The organism is Rurimicrobium arvi (genome assembly GCF_039540495.1).
Lineage (GTDB): Bacteria > Bacteroidota > Bacteroidia > Chitinophagales > Chitinophagaceae > Rurimicrobium > Rurimicrobium arvi.
The window spans coordinates 1-18483 of record NZ_BAABEZ010000018.1; the positions used below are offsets into that span (position 1 = coordinate 1).

Sequence of the window (18483 nt, forward strand, 5' to 3'; positions counted from 1 at the left end):
AGAGCTTGTTTACGCGCATATGGAGACAGCATAGAAGCCGTATCTGCATACGCAACTTTCGTATTCAATCCAGCACGCAGTGCAGCCGCTGTATCCACCAGACCTGTTGTTGTAGAACTGATCAAAGTACGCAGTGTAGAAGCTGTGTCATTCAAAGCTTGTTTACGAGCGTATGGAGACAACATCGAAGCCGTATCTGCATACGCAACTTTTGTATTCAAACCAGCGCGAAGTGCAGCAGCCGTATCAACCAAACCGGTTGTTGTAGAACTGATCAATGAGCGTAATGTAGAAGAGGTATCAGCCAGGTCAGAACGAATTGCCGCATCATTGCTGTTGATTTTACTACGCAATGCTGCTGCCGTATCTACTAAACCAGTTGCTGTAAAGCCGATCAAAGTACGCAATGTAGAAGAAGTATCAGCCAGGTCAGAGCGGATCGCGGCATCATTACTGTTGATTTTGCTACGCAGTGCAGCCGCTGTATCGACAAGACCAGTTGTTGTAGAACCGATCAGGGTACGCAGTGTAGAAGCTGTGTCATTCAAAGCTTGTTTACGAGCGTATGGGTTCAGCATGGAAGCGGTATCTGCATATGCAACCTTTGTATTCAGACCAGCACGCAGTGCAGCTGCAGTATCCACCAGACCGGTCGTTGTTGAACCGATCAATGAACGCAGTGTAGTTGCAGTATCGTTCAATGCTTGTTTACGAGCGTATGGAGTCAGCATAGAAGCGGTATCTGCATATGCAACTTTTGTATTCAAACCAGCGCGAAGTGCAGCAGCCGTGTCAACCAGACCAGTCGTTGTAGAGCTGATCAATGAACGCAGTGTGGAAGAAGTATCAGCCAGATCAGAACGGATTGCCGCGTCGTTGCTGTTGATTTTGCTACGAAGTGCAGCTGCTGTATCAACCAAACCAGTTGTTGTAGAACCGATCAGTGAACGTAATGTAGAAGCTGTGTCATTCAAAGCTTGTTTACGAGCGTATGGAGACAACATAGAAGCTGTGTCAGCATACGCGACTTTCGTATTCAATCCAGCACGCAATGCAGCTGCCGTATCCACCAAACCAGTTGTTGTAGAACTGATCAATGAACGCAATGTAGATGAAGTATCAGCCAGGTCAGAACGAATCGATGCATCGTTGCTGTTGATTTTACTACGCAAAGCTGCTGCTGTGTCCACCAGGCCAGTTGTTGTTGAACCGATCAATGAACGTAATGTAGAAGAGGTATCTGCCAGGTCAGAACGGATAGCCGCATCGTTGCTGTTGATTTTGCTACGCAGTGCAGCCGCTGTATCAACCAGACCTGTTGTTGTTGAACTGATCAGGGTACGCAATGTAGAAGAGGTATCTGCCAGGTCAGAACGGATTGCCGCATCATTGCTGTTGACTTTGCTACGAAGCGCTGCTGCCGTATCCACCAAACCGGTTGTTGTAGAACTGATCAATGAACGCAGTGTAGTTGCAGTATCGTTCAATGCTTGCTTGCGAGCATATGGAGACAACATTGAAGTCGTATCTGCATAAGCAACTTTTGTATTCAAGCCAGCACGCAGTGCAGCCGCTGTATCCACCAAACCGGTTGTTGTAGAACTGATTAATGAACGCAGTGTAGAAGAAGTATCGGCCAGGTCAGAGCGGATCGCTGCATCGTTGCTGTTGATTTTACTACGAAGTGCAGCCGCCGTATCCACCAAACCGGTTGTTGTAGAACTGATTAATGAACGCAGTGTAGTTGCAGTATCGTTCAATGCTTGCTTGCGAGCATATGGAGACAACATTGAAGTCGTATCTGCATAAGCAACTTTTGTATTCAAGCCAGCACGCAGTGCAGCCGCTGTATCCACCAAACCGGTTGTTGTAGAACTGATTAATGAACGCAGTGTAGAAGAAGTATCGGCCAGGTCAGAGCGGATCGCTGCATCGTTGCTGTTGATTTTACTACGAAGTGCAGCCGCCGTATCCACCAAACCGGTTGTTGTAGAACTGATTAATGAACGCAGTGTAGAAGAAGTATCGGCCAAGTCAGAGCGGATCGCTGCGTCGTTGCTGTTGATTTTGCTACGAAGCGCTGCTGCTGTATCCACCAGACCAGTTGTTGTAGAACTGATCAATGAACGTAATGTAGAAGAAGTATCTGCCAGGTCAGAGCGGATCGCTGCATCGTTGCTGTTGATTTTGCTACGCAGTGCTGCTGCTGTATCCACCAGACCAGTTATTGTAGAACTGATCAATGAACGTAATATAGAAGAAGTATCTGCCAGGTCAGAGCGGATAGCCACGTCGTTGCTGTTGATTTTGCTACGAAGCGCAGCTGCCGTATCAACCAGACCTGTTGTTGTTGAACTGATCAGGGTACGCAGTGTAGATGAAGTATCGTTCAAAGCTTGTTTGCGGGCGTATGGAGACAGCATAGAAGCCGTATCTGCATACGCAACTTTTGTATTCAAACCAGCACGCAGCGCAGCTGCGGTGTCCACCAGGCCAGTTGTTGTTGAACTGATCAGGGTACGCAATGTAGAAGAGGTATCTGCCAGGTCAGAGCGGATAGCCGCGTCGTTGCTGTTGATCTTATTACGCAAAGCCGCTGCTGTATCAACCAGACCGGTTGTTGTAGAACTGATCAGAGTACGCAGTGTAGAAGCGGTGTCGTTCAAAGCTTGTTTGCGAGCGTATGGAGACAACATTGAAGTCGTATCTGCATAAGCAACTTTTGTATTTAAGCCAGCACGCAGTGCAGCTGCAGTATCCACCAGACCGGTTGTTGTAGAACTGATCAGGGTACGCAGCGTAGAAGAGGTATCAGCCAGGTCAGAGCGGATCGCTGCATCGTTGGTGTTGATCTTATTACGCAAAGCAGCTGCCGTATCATTCAGCGCTTGCTTGCGAGCGTATGGAGACAGCATAGAAGCCGTATCCGCATACGCAACTTTTGTGTTCAGTCCGGCACGCAGTGCTGCTGCTGTATCAATCAGACCAGTCGCAGTCGTACCGATCAAAGTACGCAATGTAGAAGATGTATCTGCCAGATCAGAACGGATCGCTGCATCGTTGCTGTTGATTTTGCTACGCAATGCAGCTGCCGTATCAACCAGACCAGTCGCAGTTGTGCTGATCAAAGTACGCAATGTAGAAGAAGTATCTGCCAGATCAGAACGAATAGCAACATCGTTGCTGTTGATTTTGCTACGCAATGCAGCTGCCGTATCAACCAGACCAGTCGCAGTTGTGCTGATCAAAGTACGCAATGTAGAAGAAGTATCTGCCAGGTCTGAACGAATAGCAACATCGTTGCTGTTGATTTTATTACGCAAAGCAGTTGCCGTATCATTCAGCGCTTGCTTACGAGCATATGGAGACAGCATAGAAGCAGTGTCCGCATACGCAACTTTTGTATTCAATCCGGCGCGCAGTGCTGCTGCTGTATCAATCAAGCCTGTTGCGGTCATGCTGATCAAAGTACGCAATGTAGAAGATGTATCTGCCAGGTCTGAGCGGATTGCTGCATCATTGCTGTTGATTTTATTACGCAAAGCAGTTGCCGTATCATTCAGCGCTTGCTTGCGAGCGTATGGAGACAGCATAGAAGCAGTGTCCGCATAAGCAACTTTCGTATTCAGTCCGGCGCGAAGGGCTGCAGCCGTGTCAACCAGACCAGTCGCAGTCGTACTGATCAATGAACGTAATGTAGAAGCAGTGTCGTTCAAAGCTTGTTTGCGAGCGTATGGAGACAACATAGAAGCCGTATCAGCATACGCAACTTTTGTATTCAAGCCAGCACGAAGCGCAGCGGCCGTATCAACCAGGCCAGTCGCAGTCGTACCGATCAAAGTACGCAATGTAGAAGATGTATCTGCCAGATCAGAGCGAATCGCTGCATCATTGCTGTTGATTTTATTACGCAAAGCAGTTGCCGTATCATTCAGCGCTTGCTTGCGAGCGTAAGGAGACAGCATAGAAGCCGTATCGGCATACGCAACTTTCGTGTTTAGTCCGGCACGCAGTGCTGCTGCTGTATCAATCAAGCCGGTCGCGGTCGTGCTGATCAAAGTACGCAATGTAGAAGATGTATCTGCCAGATCAGAACGAATCGCAACATCGTTACTGTTGATTTTACTACGAAGTGCTGCTGCTGTATCCACCAAGCCGGTCGCAGTCGTACTGATCAATGAACGTAATGTAGAAGAAGTATCTGCCAGGTCTGAACGAATAGCAACATCGTTGCTGTTGATTTTATTACGCAAAGCAGTTGCCGTATCATTCAGCGCTTGCTTACGAGCATATGGAGACAGCATAGAAGCAGTGTCCGCATACGCAACTTTTGTATTCAAGCCAGCGCGCAAAGCAGATGCTGTATCAATCAAGCCTGTTGCGGTCGTGCTGATCAAAGTACGCAATGTAGAAGAAGTATCTGCCAGATCAGAACGAATAGCAACATCGTTGCTGTTGATTTTGCTACGCAATGCAGCTGCCGTATCAACCAGACCAGTCGCAGTTGTGCTGATCAAAGTACGCAATGTAGAAGAAGTATCAGCCAGGTCTGAGCGGATCGCTGCGTCATTGCTGTTGATTTTATTACGCAAAGCAGTTGCCGTATCATTCAGCGCTTGCTTGCGAGCGTATGGAGACAGCATAGAAGCCGTATCCGCATACGCAACTTTTGTGTTCAGTCCGGCACGCAATGCAGCTGCCGTATCAACCAGACCAGTCGCAGTTGTGCTGATCAAAGTACGCAATGTAGAAGAAGTATCTGCCAGGTCTGAACGAATAGCAACATCGTTGCTGTTGATTTTATTACGCAAAGCAGTTGCCGTATCATTCAGCGCTTGCTTGCGAGCGTATGGAGACAGCATAGAAGCAGTATCCGCATACGCAACTTTCGTATTCAGTCCGGCGCGAAGGGCTGCAGCTGTATCAATCAAGCCCGTTGCGGTCGTGCTGATCAAAGTACGCAATGTAGAAGAGGTATCTGCCAGATCTGAACGAATAGCAACATCGTTGCTGTTGATTTTATTACGCAAAGCAGTTGCCGTATCATTCAGCGCTTGCTTACGAGCATATGGAGACAGCATAGAAGCCGTATCCGCATATGCAACTTTTGTATTCAAGCCAGCGCGCAAAGCAGATGCTGTATCAATCAAGCCTGTTGCGGTCGTACTGATAATTGTTCTTACCAGAGCTATTGAATCAGCAAGAGCCTGCTTGCGTGCATAAGGGTTCAGCATGGAAGCTGTATCTCCATAGGCAACTTTTGTATTCAAACCCGCGCGCAAGGCCGCAGCCGAATCATTCAGCGCTTGTTTGCGTGCATAAGGATTCAGCATGGAAGCCGTATCGCCGTAGGCAACTTTTGTATTCAAACCCGCGCGCAGTGCAGCAGCCGAATCATTCAGCGCCTGTTTGCGTGCATAAGGATTCAGCATGGAAGCTGTATCGCCGTAGGCAACTTTTGTATTCAAACCCATGCGCAATGCAGCAGCCGAATCATTCAGCGCCTGTTTGCGTGCATAAGGATTCAGCATGGAAGCTGTATCTCCATAGGCAACTTTTGTATTCAAACCCATGCGCAATGCAGCAGCCGAATCATTCAGTGCCTGCTTACGTGCGTAAGGATTCAGCATGGAAGCCGTATCAGTATATTTTACCCTTTGTTCTATAGCAGTTGCAAGCGCAAGGCTGTCTGTAGCCCACTTGCCCTTCCGGACATACCCCACCAACATTGCCGAAGTATCGGTATAGTTCACTTTACTGTTCAGCGCAGTACGTATCGCGGAAGCTGTGTCATTCAACGCCTGCTTACGGGCATACGGATACAGCATAGACGCAGTATCCGTGTAAGCCACTTTTGTATTGATCAGGGAACGGAGAGCGGTAGCGGTATCTTTTAATTCTGAGCGACGGGTATAAGGAGCCAGCATAGAAGCAGTATCCGTGTAAGCAACTTTATTGGCTATCAGTCCGCGAAGCACCCAGGCAGTATCAGCCAGATTAGATTTTCTGGCGTAAGGAGTAAGCATTATTGCAGTATCGGTATATTTCACTCCATATACGGTGCGCAGGTAAGTGCTCAGCATTGCCGCAGTATCGCTGATATTCAGTTTACCTGCCAGCTTTAAGTTGACGAAATTGGTATCAGAACAAACGTTCTTCCAGGCAGATCCTGTATACACACACAAACATGCACTGTCTGTATTGTAGATCATCATACCCCTGCTTGCTGTGGTCACCGGTATGCTGAGCATCTGCGTGGTAGACAGCCGCACATTCAAAAAGCCCTTGTTTGTGCTCTCCAGTTCCATTAATGCTCCCGGCGCCAGAACGGTCCGGTTGTCACCAAACTTCACCTGAGCAGATGCCATTTGTGCCAGCGAAAGCAGCAACAGCAGCAGCAAAGACCCTTTAAATAAATTACGTTTAAGTAACTGTTTGAAATTCATTTCTAACGGATTTATTTTAACGCCCAAAGGCGCATAAACAATACTTTTCAGGCACTCTTATAAAGAGAAACCACTATAAACAAAACAAAAACCATTCCACAATTGCATTTTTGCAAAAAAATCATCATTGAAAAAAGTGATATACGCAAAAAAGGTGCACGATATGCTCATTCTCTGAAAATAAAGACAATACAATACTGGAAATTAATGCCACAACAGTTTATTTATTAGCCTTTAATAAAACGAGCTTATAACTATATTTATATACCCCCGGGCATTACGGTTATTTTACCGTTCTTAAATTTTTTGCAAAATTAACAAAGCTATGCCTGTTTTCAATAACGATAGATTGTGTTATTGTAAACATTACTTAGTCAGCATGTAAACAATTTGTGCGAAAAATAGAGTAAATTTTGTGAATTTGCAAGCTAATCCAGCATAAAAAACGAGTTATGCATTTACATTTTTACAATGCCCGACTTAGCTGCAAAAAAAAGCCGCCCATAAGGCGGCAAAAGATGATTTTCAGTAAAAAATTATCAGGATGTAAATTCCTGCTGCATAGCGGAAATAAGTTCCGTCTGAACGATACGCTCCACATTGACGATCATGTTTTCGAAAGCTAATGCTGACGAAATACCATGACCAATCATCACAGCCGCATTAATACCCAGAATCGGCGTACCTCCATACAGCTCATAATTGAACTGATCAAGAAAATCATCCTGAACACCGCGTTGCTCTTTGAAAATATGGTAAACGGACTCAGCCATTTTCAGAATGATATTTCCCACGAATCCTTCACACACAAATATGTCGGCTTTATCGAGGAATATATCGCGGCCTTCTGTATTACCGATGAAATTGATATGTGTTGCCTGCTGCAGCATCGGATAAGTAGCCTGAGCAAGTATATTACCTTTCCCTTCCTCTTCACCGATATTCAGCAGTGAAACTCTGGGACGGGACATACCCATCACGCGCTCCATATACATGGTACCTAACTGAGCAAACTGAACCAGATGCTCCGGCTTACAGTCGGCATTGATACCTACGTCAAGCAGCAGGTTAAAACTTCCGTTTTCTCTGGGCACAAATGAGGCAATTGTCGGTCTCAATACTCCTTCAATCGTCTTTACGGAATACATCGCACCGACCAGCATTGCACCGGTATTACCGGCACCAATGAAAGCATCGATTTTCTTGCGCGCCAAAAGCCCAAATCCAACAGCGATGCTGGAATCGGGCTTTTCTTTAAAAGCTTTGGTCGGATGCTCATCCATCTCAATAATCTGAGTGGCATGAACAAACGTGTATTTATCTTTCCAGGTATCGACGAGCGACAAATGTGGCTGCACTTTTTCGGTATCGCCAACTAAAGTCAAATGAACTGCGGTGTCAGGATGGTTTTCAAAGAACCGACGCACCCCTTTAATTGCTTCGAGCGGTGCAAAATCACCACCCATCACATCAAGACCTATATTCATCAGTCGAACTGGTTTGGTTAATACTATTCAGCGGATCCGCTCTCAGAAGCTGCTGCTGCAGGCGCTTTGTCAACAATCACGTTACCGCGATAGTACAATTTACCCTCAACCCAGTGTGCGCGGTGGCGCAGATGGCTTTCACCAGTTGTAGCATCTACGCTCCAAGTTTCTGCTGTAGCTTTATAATGCGTACGACGTTTTGCACTTCTTTGTTGTGAGTGTCTGCGTTTAGGATTTGGCATTTTATTTAGATTTTATGCTGTTATTTACTTTTTTTAATTTTAATTGACTTAAGTCCTTCCCAAAGATCGTTTTTAGGTGCTTCAGGCTGCTCTGCAAGTTTACCCAGTAACCGAAGCGCTTCCTGGTTACAGGTGGATTTACCTTCCGCATCATCAGGGTGAATGCGCTGCAACGGAATACTTAGTACCACAAACTCATACAGCCATTTACTGATATCGAGCACAGTCTCGCTTCGCGGGATAAATACCACATCCGCATCCTCTTCCATCATCTCATCCCGCTCAGAATCGTCCAGTTTCACAATCAGATCAAATTCATCCCAGAGCTCCATCCTGAATTCATCTCCGCATCTGTCGCAAGGGGTAATAATGTATCCTCCGATGTCAAAATGCAGTTCGAAAAAGGTCTCATGCTTCACAAACTTCAATTCTACTTTCGCCTCAATATCAACTATATCTTCCAGAGAACTGTGTTCGCCTGTAAAAAAATCTTTCCCTAACTGGAACTCAAAATTGTGTTCCCCGAGTTTCATTCCCTGCCAGGCCAGTTCAAATTCCATACTACGTTTCATTTACTGTACTCTTTATGATTGTGCTACAAAAAAAGAACTATCGCCTTAAAAAACGGAGCGCAAAGATAGAAATTTTCCGGGAATCTACTGCATTTTATTTCTTTTCAGCAAAAATGCATGCAGCACCTCATCAACCGGCGCTTCCAAATCTACCTCCACTCGGGAAATATTATATTTATAACACTGATTTTCAATTGCAACACGAAATTCATTCATTGCCCGCCGATACTGGTCCTTCAGATCGCCAGCCTGAAGCCTCGTGTGTAATCCCGTTTCAAGGTCGACAAATTCATACGGCCGGTTTTCGAATGCAAACTCTATCTCCTCCTTACGCGACAGCACCTGCACCAGTATCACTTCGTGCTTATTATACCGCAAATGCTGCAGCGCATCGAAAAGGTCATTCAGTTCCTCCTGTGTTTCCACCATATCACTGATCACCACCACCAGCGAACGCCGGTGCACCTGATCCGCTATCTGATGAATTGCCTGTGCAATATTGGATGGCCGCATTTTTTCCTCCAGCGCAAATACACGTGCAAGCTCCTGCTGCAATCGCCTGTAATGGGTCCCAGCCGACCGGCACTCCGTGGTAAAATACACCGACTCATCAAAAAGCGCCAGGGAAGTAGCATCCAATTGCCGTTTCAGCAGTTGCAGCAAAGAAGCTGCCACAAGGCAGCCATATTGCAATTTATTCCAGCGGCCACCATCCGGGAACTGCATGGAAGAAGAAGTATCCAGCAAAATACAGCAGCGCAGATTGGTTTCCTCTTCGTGCTTCTTGATAAAAAAACGTTCGCTGCGACCATAAACACGCCAGTCGATATGCCGCAGATCGTCTCCGGGATTATACTGCCGGTGTTCGGCAAATTCTACGGAAAACCCATGAAAAGGACTCTTATGCAGCCCTATAATAAAACCTTCAACTGCCTGCCGGGCAATCAATTCAAGTGTCTCAGCCGTAGGTTTGATTTCCATGTACCGTGTTTTAATTACGCTTTCCAAACAACATACTGCCGATGCGCAACATGGTGCTGCCTTCCTCCAGTGCAATATTGTAATCGCCGCTCATACCCATAGAACAAACGGAAAAATGCCCGCTCATACCTGGATATTGCATTTTTATCTGCTCAAATTGTTGGTGTACTGCTGCAAATTCATCTCTCACCTGGCGGGAATCTTCTGTAAAACTGGCCATCGCCATCAGTCCGCAGATACGCACATTTGCAAATCGCTCCGGTGCGGTATTGTAAATGGATAAAAGCGCCGCCAGTTCCGCTTGATCCAGTCCATATTTCGTCTCTTCACGCGCAACATGCAACTGAAGCAATATATCGATAGATCTCTGGCAACGGGCGGCCTGCTTCTGAATTTCTTCAAGAAGTTCCATACTATCCACGGCATGTATCAAATGTACAAACGGCGCAATGTATTTTACCTTATTGCGTTGCAGATGGCCGATAAAATGCCAGTGGATATCTTTGGGTAATTGCGCGTGTTTATCAACGAGCTCCTGAACGTAATTCTCGCCAAAATCCCGCTGGCCCAAAGCATACAACTCCGCTATGTCTGTTGCAGGTTTTGTTTTGGAAACCGCTACCAGTGTGGCATTACGGGCAGCGCATTCCTGCCGCAGATCATGCCATAAAACTTCATTCATCTTATTCTGTCTACAGCAACAACTGCCGGATTATTTTTTTTCAAAATTCATCGGCTCCATGAGCGCGTTTTTGGGTTCGGCTTCCTGGTTGGTTTCATTTCTCGTAACCAATACCCTTCCGGAATGCAAATGTGCTTCTTTACCAAAAATACGTAATGCCATAGCCGTAAGCTCGCCTGCTACCTGCCTGCGTTCGGCAGGATCCGCATTGTACAGCGCTTCCGAACCGAGGGCAATCTGCAGATCGGATCCGTTCTCCACGTTTACGGTAACGGATGCAACCTGAGGGTATGCAGCAAAAACCGAGTCTTTCATGGCGGACATCGATTTCATATTGCTCTCAGAAGAAGCGCACGAAACAACGGCCAGCATGCCAGCAAAAGCAAAACCGGATAAGATTTTTTTCATAACGGGGACTTTAAAAATTAGTGCTTATCGATTTCTGAGAGCTTGAAGGTCGACTTGATCCGAACACCCTTCTCTGTCATCTGTACGGTTGCACATTCGATATGAGGATCATGTTCAAAAAACAACACCCAGTTGTTTTCCGCTGCGGCTTCAAGCATTTCTTTTTTCTCAGACAGCGTCTCCAGAGGTTTCATGTCGTAAGCCATCACCCATGGCAGACTCACGTGCGCTGCGCTGGGAATAAGATCGGCACAGTAAAGTACGGTACGCCCGTTATAAGGGATCAGCGGCAACATCATACTTTCTGTATGCCCCTGCATATAACGGATGCGGATTTCCTCCTTCCACTCTCCCCCATCGTGCGCCTCTACAAAGCTCAGCTTTCCGCACTCCTGTAAAGGCAGTATATTTTCTTTCAGGAAAGATGCTTTCTCCCTGTCATTAGGCTTGATTGCCGCTTTCCAGTGCAGACGGTCGCTCCAGTAAACAGCATTTTCAAAAACAGGCGCAAAAGCGTCTTCCCCCGTCTTTTTAATAGCGCCGCCGCAATGATCGAAGTGCAGGTGCGTCAAAAACAAATCGGTGATATCGGCAGGAGAGTAACCATGCTTTTTCAATGATTTTTCCAGACTGTCCTTACCGTGCAGATAATAGTGACCCAGGAACTTTTCGTCCTGTTTATCGCCTATTCCACAATCGATCAGAATACGAGAACTCCCGGTATCAATAAGCAGACAACGCATGGCCCAGGTGCACATGTTGTTTTCATCCGCAGGATTTTGTTTTTGCCACATACTTTTAGGGACTACGCCGTGCATAGCTCCCCCGTCCAGCTTGAATAATCCGGTGTCAATCGTGTATAACTTCATAAATGCAACTTTGCAAATCAGTCTAAAAGTAAGGAATTTTCCCGCAACCTTACAAACCAGGTCGGCGCTGCACTTTTAAAACAAAGCACAAAACACTCATTCCCAATATAAAAAATAATATCAGTGCGAGTATCGAATAGCGCATGGACTCAAAAATATGCTCAACGAGGGCAAAAGAAAACATTCCCAGCACAATCGACATTTTCTCCATAACGTCATACAAGCTGAAGAAAGAGGTGGTGTCGCTCGTGCCTGCAGGCAGCAACTTGGAATAGGTGGACCTGCTTAAGGATTGTATTCCTCCCATTACCAATCCCACACAAACCGCAAGGACATAAAACTGGATATTCGTGTAAGTGAAATAGGCCGCTATACAGATACCGATCCAGAACACCACCACAGCCAGCAATACCTTTATATTACCTAATCGCTTTGCGAGCGAAGCCATCAGAATCGCACCAGGTATGGCAACAAGTTGAATGATCAGGATAGCCGGAATCAGATCTTTTGCGTCCAGGTTCACCCATTGGCCATCGACATATTTCTTCACTTCCTTACTGCCGAAAATCGTAGCGGCAAGCATTACGGTCTGAACGCCCATACTATAAAAGAAGAACGCGATCAGGTACCATTTCAGCACGGGCATTTGCTTCACCTGCTGCCATACTTTTCCCAATTCAGAAAAGCCGCGTGTCCATATACTTCCCGATTGCTGATGCACTGTATTGCCGGCTTTCCCGGGCAAATAGTAAAATGCGATCTGGGCAAAGCCGAGCCACCATACGCCCACAAGCAGGAAAGACAGTCTTGCAGCAAATGTGCCGTCTGCAAAGTCTGAAAACAGGAACACAAAGCAGATGAGCTGCAGCAACACACTGCCGATATAACCGTAGGTAAAGCCCTTGGCGCTAAGCTTATCCTGTTCTTCTTTAAGTGCTATTTCGGGCAGGTAAGCATTGTAAAACACAAGACTTCCGCAATACCCGATAGCCGCGATCATAGAAGCGATGATCCCCAACTCAATATTAGCCGGCTTAAAAAAGAAAAGCGTCATACATGCAAGCGCACCGAGATAACAATAGAATTTCATGTAGGACTTTTTATTTCCGCGCACGTCCGCAATGGCAGACAGGATCGGCGATAACAGCGCGATAATGAAATATGCCAAAGCCAGCGAATATTCCAGCAAGGTACTATTGGTCACATGCCAGCCGAAAAAAGACACTTTGGGAGCACCCTCACCACCCGTTACCGCTACATAATATGCAGGAAACACAGTGGAAGTGATCACAAGATTGTAAGCCGAATTTGCCCAGTCGTACATAGCCCAGGCATTCTGTACCCGCTTCTTTGTTTTCATAAATACAAAGCAAAGCGAATTTGCGTGCATTTCAAATTTTTCCAGGTCCCGCAATCTAATAAGACAGGATGGCAGCGATTACATGGAACTTGTAGCGCTAAATGCCCTATTTTTGCACCTCTCTTCAATAATCCAAAAAAATATGACCCAGGTATTGAGCGAACAGGAAATGATTCGCCGGGAAAAATTACAACAATTGCTGGCCTTAGGAATAGATCCTTACCCTGCTCCGGCTTATCCGATCACCCACACGGCTGCCGATATAAAGGCCAACTTCAACGAAACAACGCAGGAATCATATAAGCAGGTTTCGATTGCCGGACGGATTATGATGGTCCGCGATATGGGTAAAGCGAATTTTGCCGTACTGCAGGACAGCACAGACCGTATCCAGGTTTATATCCGTCGGGACGATATCTGTCCGGGAGAGGACAAAACCATGTTCGATACAGTATGGAAAAAGCTGCTCGATATCGGTGATATTGTCGGCATAGAAGGCTATGTATTCGTTACTAAAATGGGAGAAATCTCTATTCACGCCACGCGCTTTACCCTGCTCACAAAATCCCTGCGCCCCTTACCTGTGGTGAAGGAGAAAGACGGAGCAATTTTCGATGCGGTAAGTGACATGGAGTTCAAATACCGCCAGCGCTATGCAGATCTGATCGTGAATCCTTCTGTAAGGGATACATTTACCAGGATCACAAAAATGAAAAACGCGATCCGCGAATTCCTGAATCGTGAAGGTGCGCTCGAGGTAGACACACCCGTACTGCAAAGCATTCCGGGAGGCGCTGCCGCCCGCCCCTTCGTCACGCATCATAATGCACTCGACATACCGCTGTACCTGCGTATCGCCAACGAACTTTACCTGAAGAGACTGATCGTGGGTGGCTTCGAATGGGTGTACGAATTCAGCCGCAACTTCCGTAATGAAGGGATGGATCGCACCCACAATCCGGAATTCACCATCCTTGAATTTTACGTTGCTTACAAAGACTATTTCTGGATGATGGAAACCACAGAACAGTTGCTGGAGCACGCCGCAATTGCAACAAACAATTCGCCGGTATCTGTGATCGACGGTAAGGAAATCAGCTTCAAAGCGCCATATGCACGCGTACCGATATTCGACGCAATCAAAGAGCACACCGGTTTCGATGTCAGTGAAATGGACGAAGCAGGTCTGCGCGATGTATGTAAGCAGCTCAATATTGCTGTTGACCCCAATATCGGAAAAGGCAAACTCATCGACGAGATATTCGGAGGAAAATGCGAACACCATTACATTCAACCGACATTCATCACAGACTACCCGGTTGAAATGAGTCCGCTGACTAAAAAACACAGAAGCAAACCTGGTTTGGTAGAGCGTTTTGAGCTGATCATAAACGGCAAGGAAATTGCGAACGCCTACACAGAGCTGAACGATCCGATCGATCAGCGTGAGCGCTTCGAAGAGCAGGTAAAATTAATGGAGCGCGGCGACGATGAAGCAATGTTCATCGACCACGACTTCCTCAGGGCACTCGAATACGGAATGCCTCCTACAGCGGGTATCGGATTCGGCATAGATCGTCTGGCGATGTTGCTTACCGGTAATGTTTCTATTCAGGATGTACTGCTGTTTCCGCAAATGCGCCCGGAAAGAACCGAACAATAAATTTTGCCTGTATAACTCATAAAAAATGTCCGCTTACGAGGCGGACATTTTTGTTAAGTAGTTAATCGTTGAAAACAACCTAATCTTCCAGTTCTCCGAACTTTCCATTCTGATAATCGGTAATCGCCTGTTGCAACTCCTGCGGATAGTTCATCAGGAACGGTCCGTAAGCAGCAATGGGTTCATCGATCGGAGCGCCGCTCATCACGAGCACCACACTATCCGAAGTTGCTTCAATCGTAAATTCATCACCGTCGTTAGACATTAAGGCGAAATGATCGGCAGGCAGCGCTTCGCCGCCATTTATTTTCACAGAGCCACTGATGCTCAGCAATGCGGTATTGAATGATGAAGGTAAATGCAGGCGAACTACCGCTCCGGAACGGATACGGACATTATACAATTCAACCGGAGAAAAGGTTTTGGCGGGCCCTTTTATCCCTTCATAAGCCCCCGCTATCACCTCTACTACACCCGCTCCATCAGGCAAGTTGAATATTCCCATGCCTGAAGCTTCGATTGCCTGGTATCCCGGCGTGCTCATCTTATGTGCGGCCGGCAGGTTCACCCAGAGCTGCACCATCTGAAAGTCGCCGCCTGCCTTGCTGAACTTCTCTTCATGATATTCTTTATGCAATACACCTGATGCAGCTGTCATCCACTGTACATCTCCGGGATGGATAACGCCGGAGTTACCGCGACTGTCGTGGTGCGCAACACTCCCTGCATAGGCGATCGTTACTGTCTCAAAACCACGATGCGGGTGTACTCCCACTCCCCGGGGCACTTCACTGGGAGGTAATAGTTGTTTGGCATTATAATCCAGCATGTAGAACGGACTCATCCGGCGATTGCTTATGCCCGCCCCCTGCGGTATAAAATTATGTACGCGGAAGCCGTCTCCTACCATATGTGCCGGCGGAGGAGCTACAATTTTTTCAACGGTTCTGGAATTCATAGATCAGATATTTGCACAAAGGTATAAGCACGATAAACGGGATATCGCATTATTACCGAAAGTATACCTGTAAGGAAATGCTAACGAAGGAGGGACACATCGCCCTTTATAAGCTCCTCTTTGCCGTAACGGTCCTTTGCACTGAGCAGCCAGTAGTAGACTCCCACCTCCTGCTCCTGGCCGTGGAATGTACCGTCCCAGCCTCCATCCATGGATTTGGATTCAAACATAAGCTGTCCGTAACGGTTATAGATCCGGAAATAAAGTATTTCGCGGTACCCGATGATGATAGGCCTGAACCGGTCGTTTTTCCCATCGCCGTTAGGAGTAAATGCATTGGGCATAGCAAGCGAAGGCCCGCTATATACATGCACCTTCATAGAATCTCTGCCCGGACAACCGGTCTGTTCACTTTTGGCAGTTACGATATAAATAAACGTACCTGTATCGAGGAATGTACCCACCGGATTTGCGATGGTCGGATCAGACAGATATTTTGAAGGACTCCACAAATAATTAGAACCGGAAAATCCATTAAACGTAATTGTCTCTCCCTGCACAATAGACGTATCGTTGCCTACATTAGGAGAAAAAGGATCGACAAGGATCTTCGCGAATGAAGTATCCTTACAGCCTTTGTTGTTCGCCACGGCAAATCCCACATTGAACAGTCCTCCTTTCGTAAAAATATGGATCGGGTTTTGCTGCGTATCCAAAGGTGAGAAATCATCAAAATTCCAGGCCCATCTGTTTACCTGGTAAGTTGAGTTGGACAGATCCTTAAACCTTACGGTATCACCTACGCAAACGGTCGTAGGAGGACTAAATACAGCTTCAAGCTTTGGATAAACTTTTACAAAACGGCTGATGCTGTCTGCGCAGGTAGAACCTTTGTTGACAATCAGCTTTGCAATGTAAGTACCGGAATCCGGATAAATGTAAGTGGGTGAGAACTCGTCAGATGTATCATTATTCAGCGATTCCACCCCGAAATCCCAGTAATACCGCACATTCTTGGTACTCAGATTATCAAAGTGAACAGTATAATCCGCACAATTCACGATATAAGTATTATACTCGTCAGAATATTGCGGCATATCTGCGATAACTGCACGGGAACAATTCGTAACCACAAACTGGAATTCACGCGTAACGGTATTGATGAGCACACCTTTCCGCCACTCATGACAGCATACCGTAACTACGAAACGCCCCTGAAGCGTGGGAGTACCGGTAATAAGCCCCGTAACCGGGTTGATAATCACAGGCGGCACGCCGATTATAGGCTTCATGTAACTGTATCCATTACCATAAGGCAGCGGCTCACCGGAATAAGACGGCACCTCACGTCCATCATTACGGGTGGAATAGTAACCATATCCCTGACAGAATTCATAACTCAATGAGTCGCCGTCCTGGTCTGTTGCGCTGTGATCATAAACGAGGGGGTTGTTGACACAGATGATCTGCGGAGGATAATTTTTGAAAACAGCGCTGTTATTGCAGCTCGCAGAGGAAGTCGGCGGGATGATACAATAATAGTTGACACCCAACGACGCCGGATCAATAATATTCAGGATAGATGCATTGCGGCAACACCGCTGATAAACTACCCGATAACCGGTTGTCGTGTTATCCAGCACATATGTTTTTCTGAAAACAATTCTGTTCAGGCAAACTTTGGGAGGATTATTTACACACTCATTCTGAAAATTTGCCGGTACAGCAACGCCGTTAGCGTTATCGGCATTAATGGAATCCACTAAAAAGAGCTTACCATTAGTGGTATAGATCGCAATAATAGCCGGATTATCCTCGGAAATTGCCTGTGGGGAACCACCGATACAATCGCGGTAGATAGTCACCTGTATGGTGTACCGGCCACCGCTGCCGCAGGTATAGGTGATTTCACCTCCTACAATGTGGGAAGCGAAAGTCGGCAGCGCGGAGAGCAGCGACACGATAAAAATAAAAAGATATGCAAATCGCTTCATATTCATTCCTGCCCTTCGGCTAAGCAATAAGAAAGAAACCTGTTTAAGGTTGCCAGCACTGCGTCCGGTTCTTCCAGCATTACCATATGACCGGCATTTTTAAAGATACTGACAAAACTCGTTTTTGCTAAGCTTTTCTGTGCTAATTCTTTTCTAATATTGGCCAAACTGTCTTTTTCGCCGATCAGATACTGTACCGGGCAGGATAGTCCTTGTACAACAGACCGGGTATCCGCACGCTCCATAATTGCCCGGTAAAAAGCGACCAGCGATTGATCGTCCACAGCAATGGCTTCTTCCGTTTGTCTTTTATATACTTCCGGATGCTTGTCGTTAAACTCATCCGGGAATAAGGCCTTAACCATTTTATTCAGAAAAAGCCTTTTGCCCCCGCTTTCCAGGATTGCCACCGTTTTACGCCGCCCCTCGGCACGGGCTTCATCATCCGGCACAGGAGAAGAATGAACCAGGCTTAAGCCGTGCAGGCGTGAAGGGTATTTTCCTGCAAAAGCAAGTCCCATATAGCCACCCATAGAATGTCCGATAATAACGGTGCGTTCCACCTTTTCATTGTCCAGGATGGCTGCAAAACCTTCGGCGAGCATATCCATGGAATTGTGCCCATCCACCATCCAGCTCCCGGGAACAGCAAAAAAATCGGGCATCAGCAAGGTATAACGGCTGCTCAATTCCGGAATAATTTCCCGCCACAAGAGCGGATTGGCAGGGAACCCATGTACTAACAGCAATGCTGGTCCGGAACCTGTTTTCCGGTATATAATTTCCGGGAATACCTTCCCTTTCAGAATGATCTGCTCCAT

At 46.6% G+C, this 18483-nt stretch carries 13 protein-coding genes; 1 reads left to right on the forward strand and 12 read right to left on the reverse strand.

All coding sequences use genetic code 11. The features are described from left to right. The 9 genes from ABD846_RS06150 to ABD846_RS06190 form a co-directional block, all read right to left on the reverse strand. Positions 1-6446: beta strand repeat-containing protein (locus ABD846_RS06150; RefSeq protein WP_344823926.1), on the reverse strand; the 6446-nt coding region annotated here is incomplete at its 3' end. 539 nt (positions 6447-6985) lie between these two features. After that, positions 6986-7933: a phosphate acyltransferase PlsX gene (gene plsX / locus ABD846_RS06155; protein ID WP_344823928.1), complete on the reverse strand. Its 948-nt coding sequence runs from the start codon at positions 7931-7933 to the stop codon at positions 6986-6988. A gap of 23 nt (positions 7934-7956) precedes the next feature. Beyond that, positions 7957-8175, reverse strand: a complete 219-nt coding sequence (rpmF, locus tag ABD846_RS06160) for a 50S ribosomal protein L32 (protein WP_344823931.1) — start codon at positions 8173-8175, stop codon at positions 7957-7959. 20 nt (positions 8176-8195) lie between these two features. Continuing rightward, the gene (locus tag ABD846_RS06165) at positions 8196-8747 is read right to left on the reverse strand and encodes a YceD family protein (RefSeq protein ID WP_344823934.1); all 552 of its coding nucleotides are present in this window, start codon (positions 8745-8747) and stop codon (positions 8196-8198) included. An 84-nt stretch (positions 8748-8831) separates the two neighbouring features. Next, a complete protein-coding gene (locus ABD846_RS06170) occupies positions 8832-9728 on the reverse strand; it encodes a DUF58 domain-containing protein (protein WP_344823936.1) in 897 nt (298 codons plus the stop codon). A 10-nt stretch (positions 9729-9738) separates the two neighbouring features. Further along, on the reverse strand, positions 9739-10410 hold the full coding sequence (locus ABD846_RS06175; protein WP_344823939.1) for a YggS family pyridoxal phosphate-dependent enzyme: 672 nt from the start codon (positions 10408-10410) through the stop codon (positions 9739-9741). Between the two features lie 30 nt (positions 10411-10440). Beyond that, positions 10441-10818 carry a hypothetical protein gene (locus tag ABD846_RS06180; protein WP_344823942.1) on the reverse strand — a complete coding sequence of 126 codons (378 nt, stop codon included), beginning with the start codon at positions 10816-10818 and terminating at the stop codon, positions 10441-10443. 17 nt (positions 10819-10835) lie between these two features. Continuing rightward, a complete protein-coding gene (locus tag ABD846_RS06185; protein ID WP_344823945.1) occupies positions 10836-11687 on the reverse strand; it encodes an MBL fold metallo-hydrolase in 852 nt (283 codons plus the stop codon). A 49-nt stretch (positions 11688-11736) separates the two neighbouring features. Further along, positions 11737-13047, reverse strand: a complete 1311-nt coding sequence (locus tag ABD846_RS06190) for an MFS transporter (RefSeq protein WP_344823948.1) — start codon at positions 13045-13047, stop codon at positions 11737-11739. 142 nt (positions 13048-13189) lie between these two features. Between ABD846_RS06190 and lysS the strand changes: the two genes are divergently transcribed. Further along, positions 13190-14710, forward strand: coding sequence for a lysine--tRNA ligase (gene lysS / locus ABD846_RS06195; RefSeq protein ID WP_344823951.1), 1521 nt, complete (start codon positions 13190-13192; stop codon positions 14708-14710). Positions 14711-14789: 79 nt separating this feature from the next. Here lysS and ABD846_RS06200 read toward each other — a convergent pair whose 3' ends face one another. The 3 genes from ABD846_RS06200 to ABD846_RS06210 form a co-directional block, all read right to left on the reverse strand. After that, positions 14790-15668 (reverse strand): pirin family protein, encoded by an 879-nt coding sequence (locus tag ABD846_RS06200; protein WP_344823954.1) that lies wholly within the window; start codon positions 15666-15668, stop codon positions 14790-14792. 80 nt (positions 15669-15748) lie between these two features. Next, a complete protein-coding gene (locus tag ABD846_RS06205; RefSeq protein ID WP_344823957.1) occupies positions 15749-17662 on the reverse strand; it encodes a PKD domain-containing protein in 1914 nt (637 codons plus the stop codon). Between the two features lie 2 nt (positions 17663-17664). Continuing rightward, positions 17665-18483: an alpha/beta fold hydrolase gene (locus ABD846_RS06210; protein WP_344823960.1), complete on the reverse strand. Its 819-nt coding sequence runs from the start codon at positions 18481-18483 to the stop codon at positions 17665-17667.

Coding starts and splice junctions, on each gene's coding strand:
- plsX (WP_344823928.1), bottom strand. CDS start 7,933: ATGAATATAGGTCTTGATGTGATGGGTGGTGATTTTGCACCGCTCGAA.
- rpmF (WP_344823931.1), bottom strand. CDS start 8,175: ATGCCAAATCCTAAACGCAGACACTCACAACAAAGAAGTGCAAAACGT.
- ABD846_RS06165 (WP_344823934.1), bottom strand. CDS start 8,747: ATGAAACGTAGTATGGAATTTGAACTGGCCTGGCAGGGAATGAAACTC.
- ABD846_RS06170 (WP_344823936.1), bottom strand. CDS start 9,728: ATGGAAATCAAACCTACGGCTGAGACACTTGAATTGATTGCCCGGCAG.
- ABD846_RS06175 (WP_344823939.1), bottom strand. CDS start 10,410: ATGAATGAAGTTTTATGGCATGATCTGCGGCAGGAATGCGCTGCCCGT.
- ABD846_RS06180 (WP_344823942.1), bottom strand. CDS start 10,818: ATGAAAAAAATCTTATCCGGTTTTGCTTTTGCTGGCATGCTGGCCGTT.
- ABD846_RS06185 (WP_344823945.1), bottom strand. CDS start 11,687: ATGAAGTTATACACGATTGACACCGGATTATTCAAGCTGGACGGGGGA.
- ABD846_RS06190 (WP_344823948.1), bottom strand. CDS start 13,047: ATGAAAACAAAGAAGCGGGTACAGAATGCCTGGGCTATGTACGACTGG.
- lysS (WP_344823951.1), top strand. CDS start 13,190: ATGACCCAGGTATTGAGCGAACAGGAAATGATTCGCCGGGAAAAATTA.
- ABD846_RS06200 (WP_344823954.1), bottom strand. CDS start 15,668: ATGAATTCCAGAACCGTTGAAAAAATTGTAGCTCCTCCGCCGGCACAT.
- ABD846_RS06205 (WP_344823957.1), bottom strand. CDS start 17,662: ATGAAGCGATTTGCATATCTTTTTATTTTTATCGTGTCGCTGCTCTCC.
- ABD846_RS06210 (WP_344823960.1), bottom strand. CDS start 18,483: ATGGAGCAGATCATTCTGAAAGGGAAGGTATTCCCGGAAATTATATAC.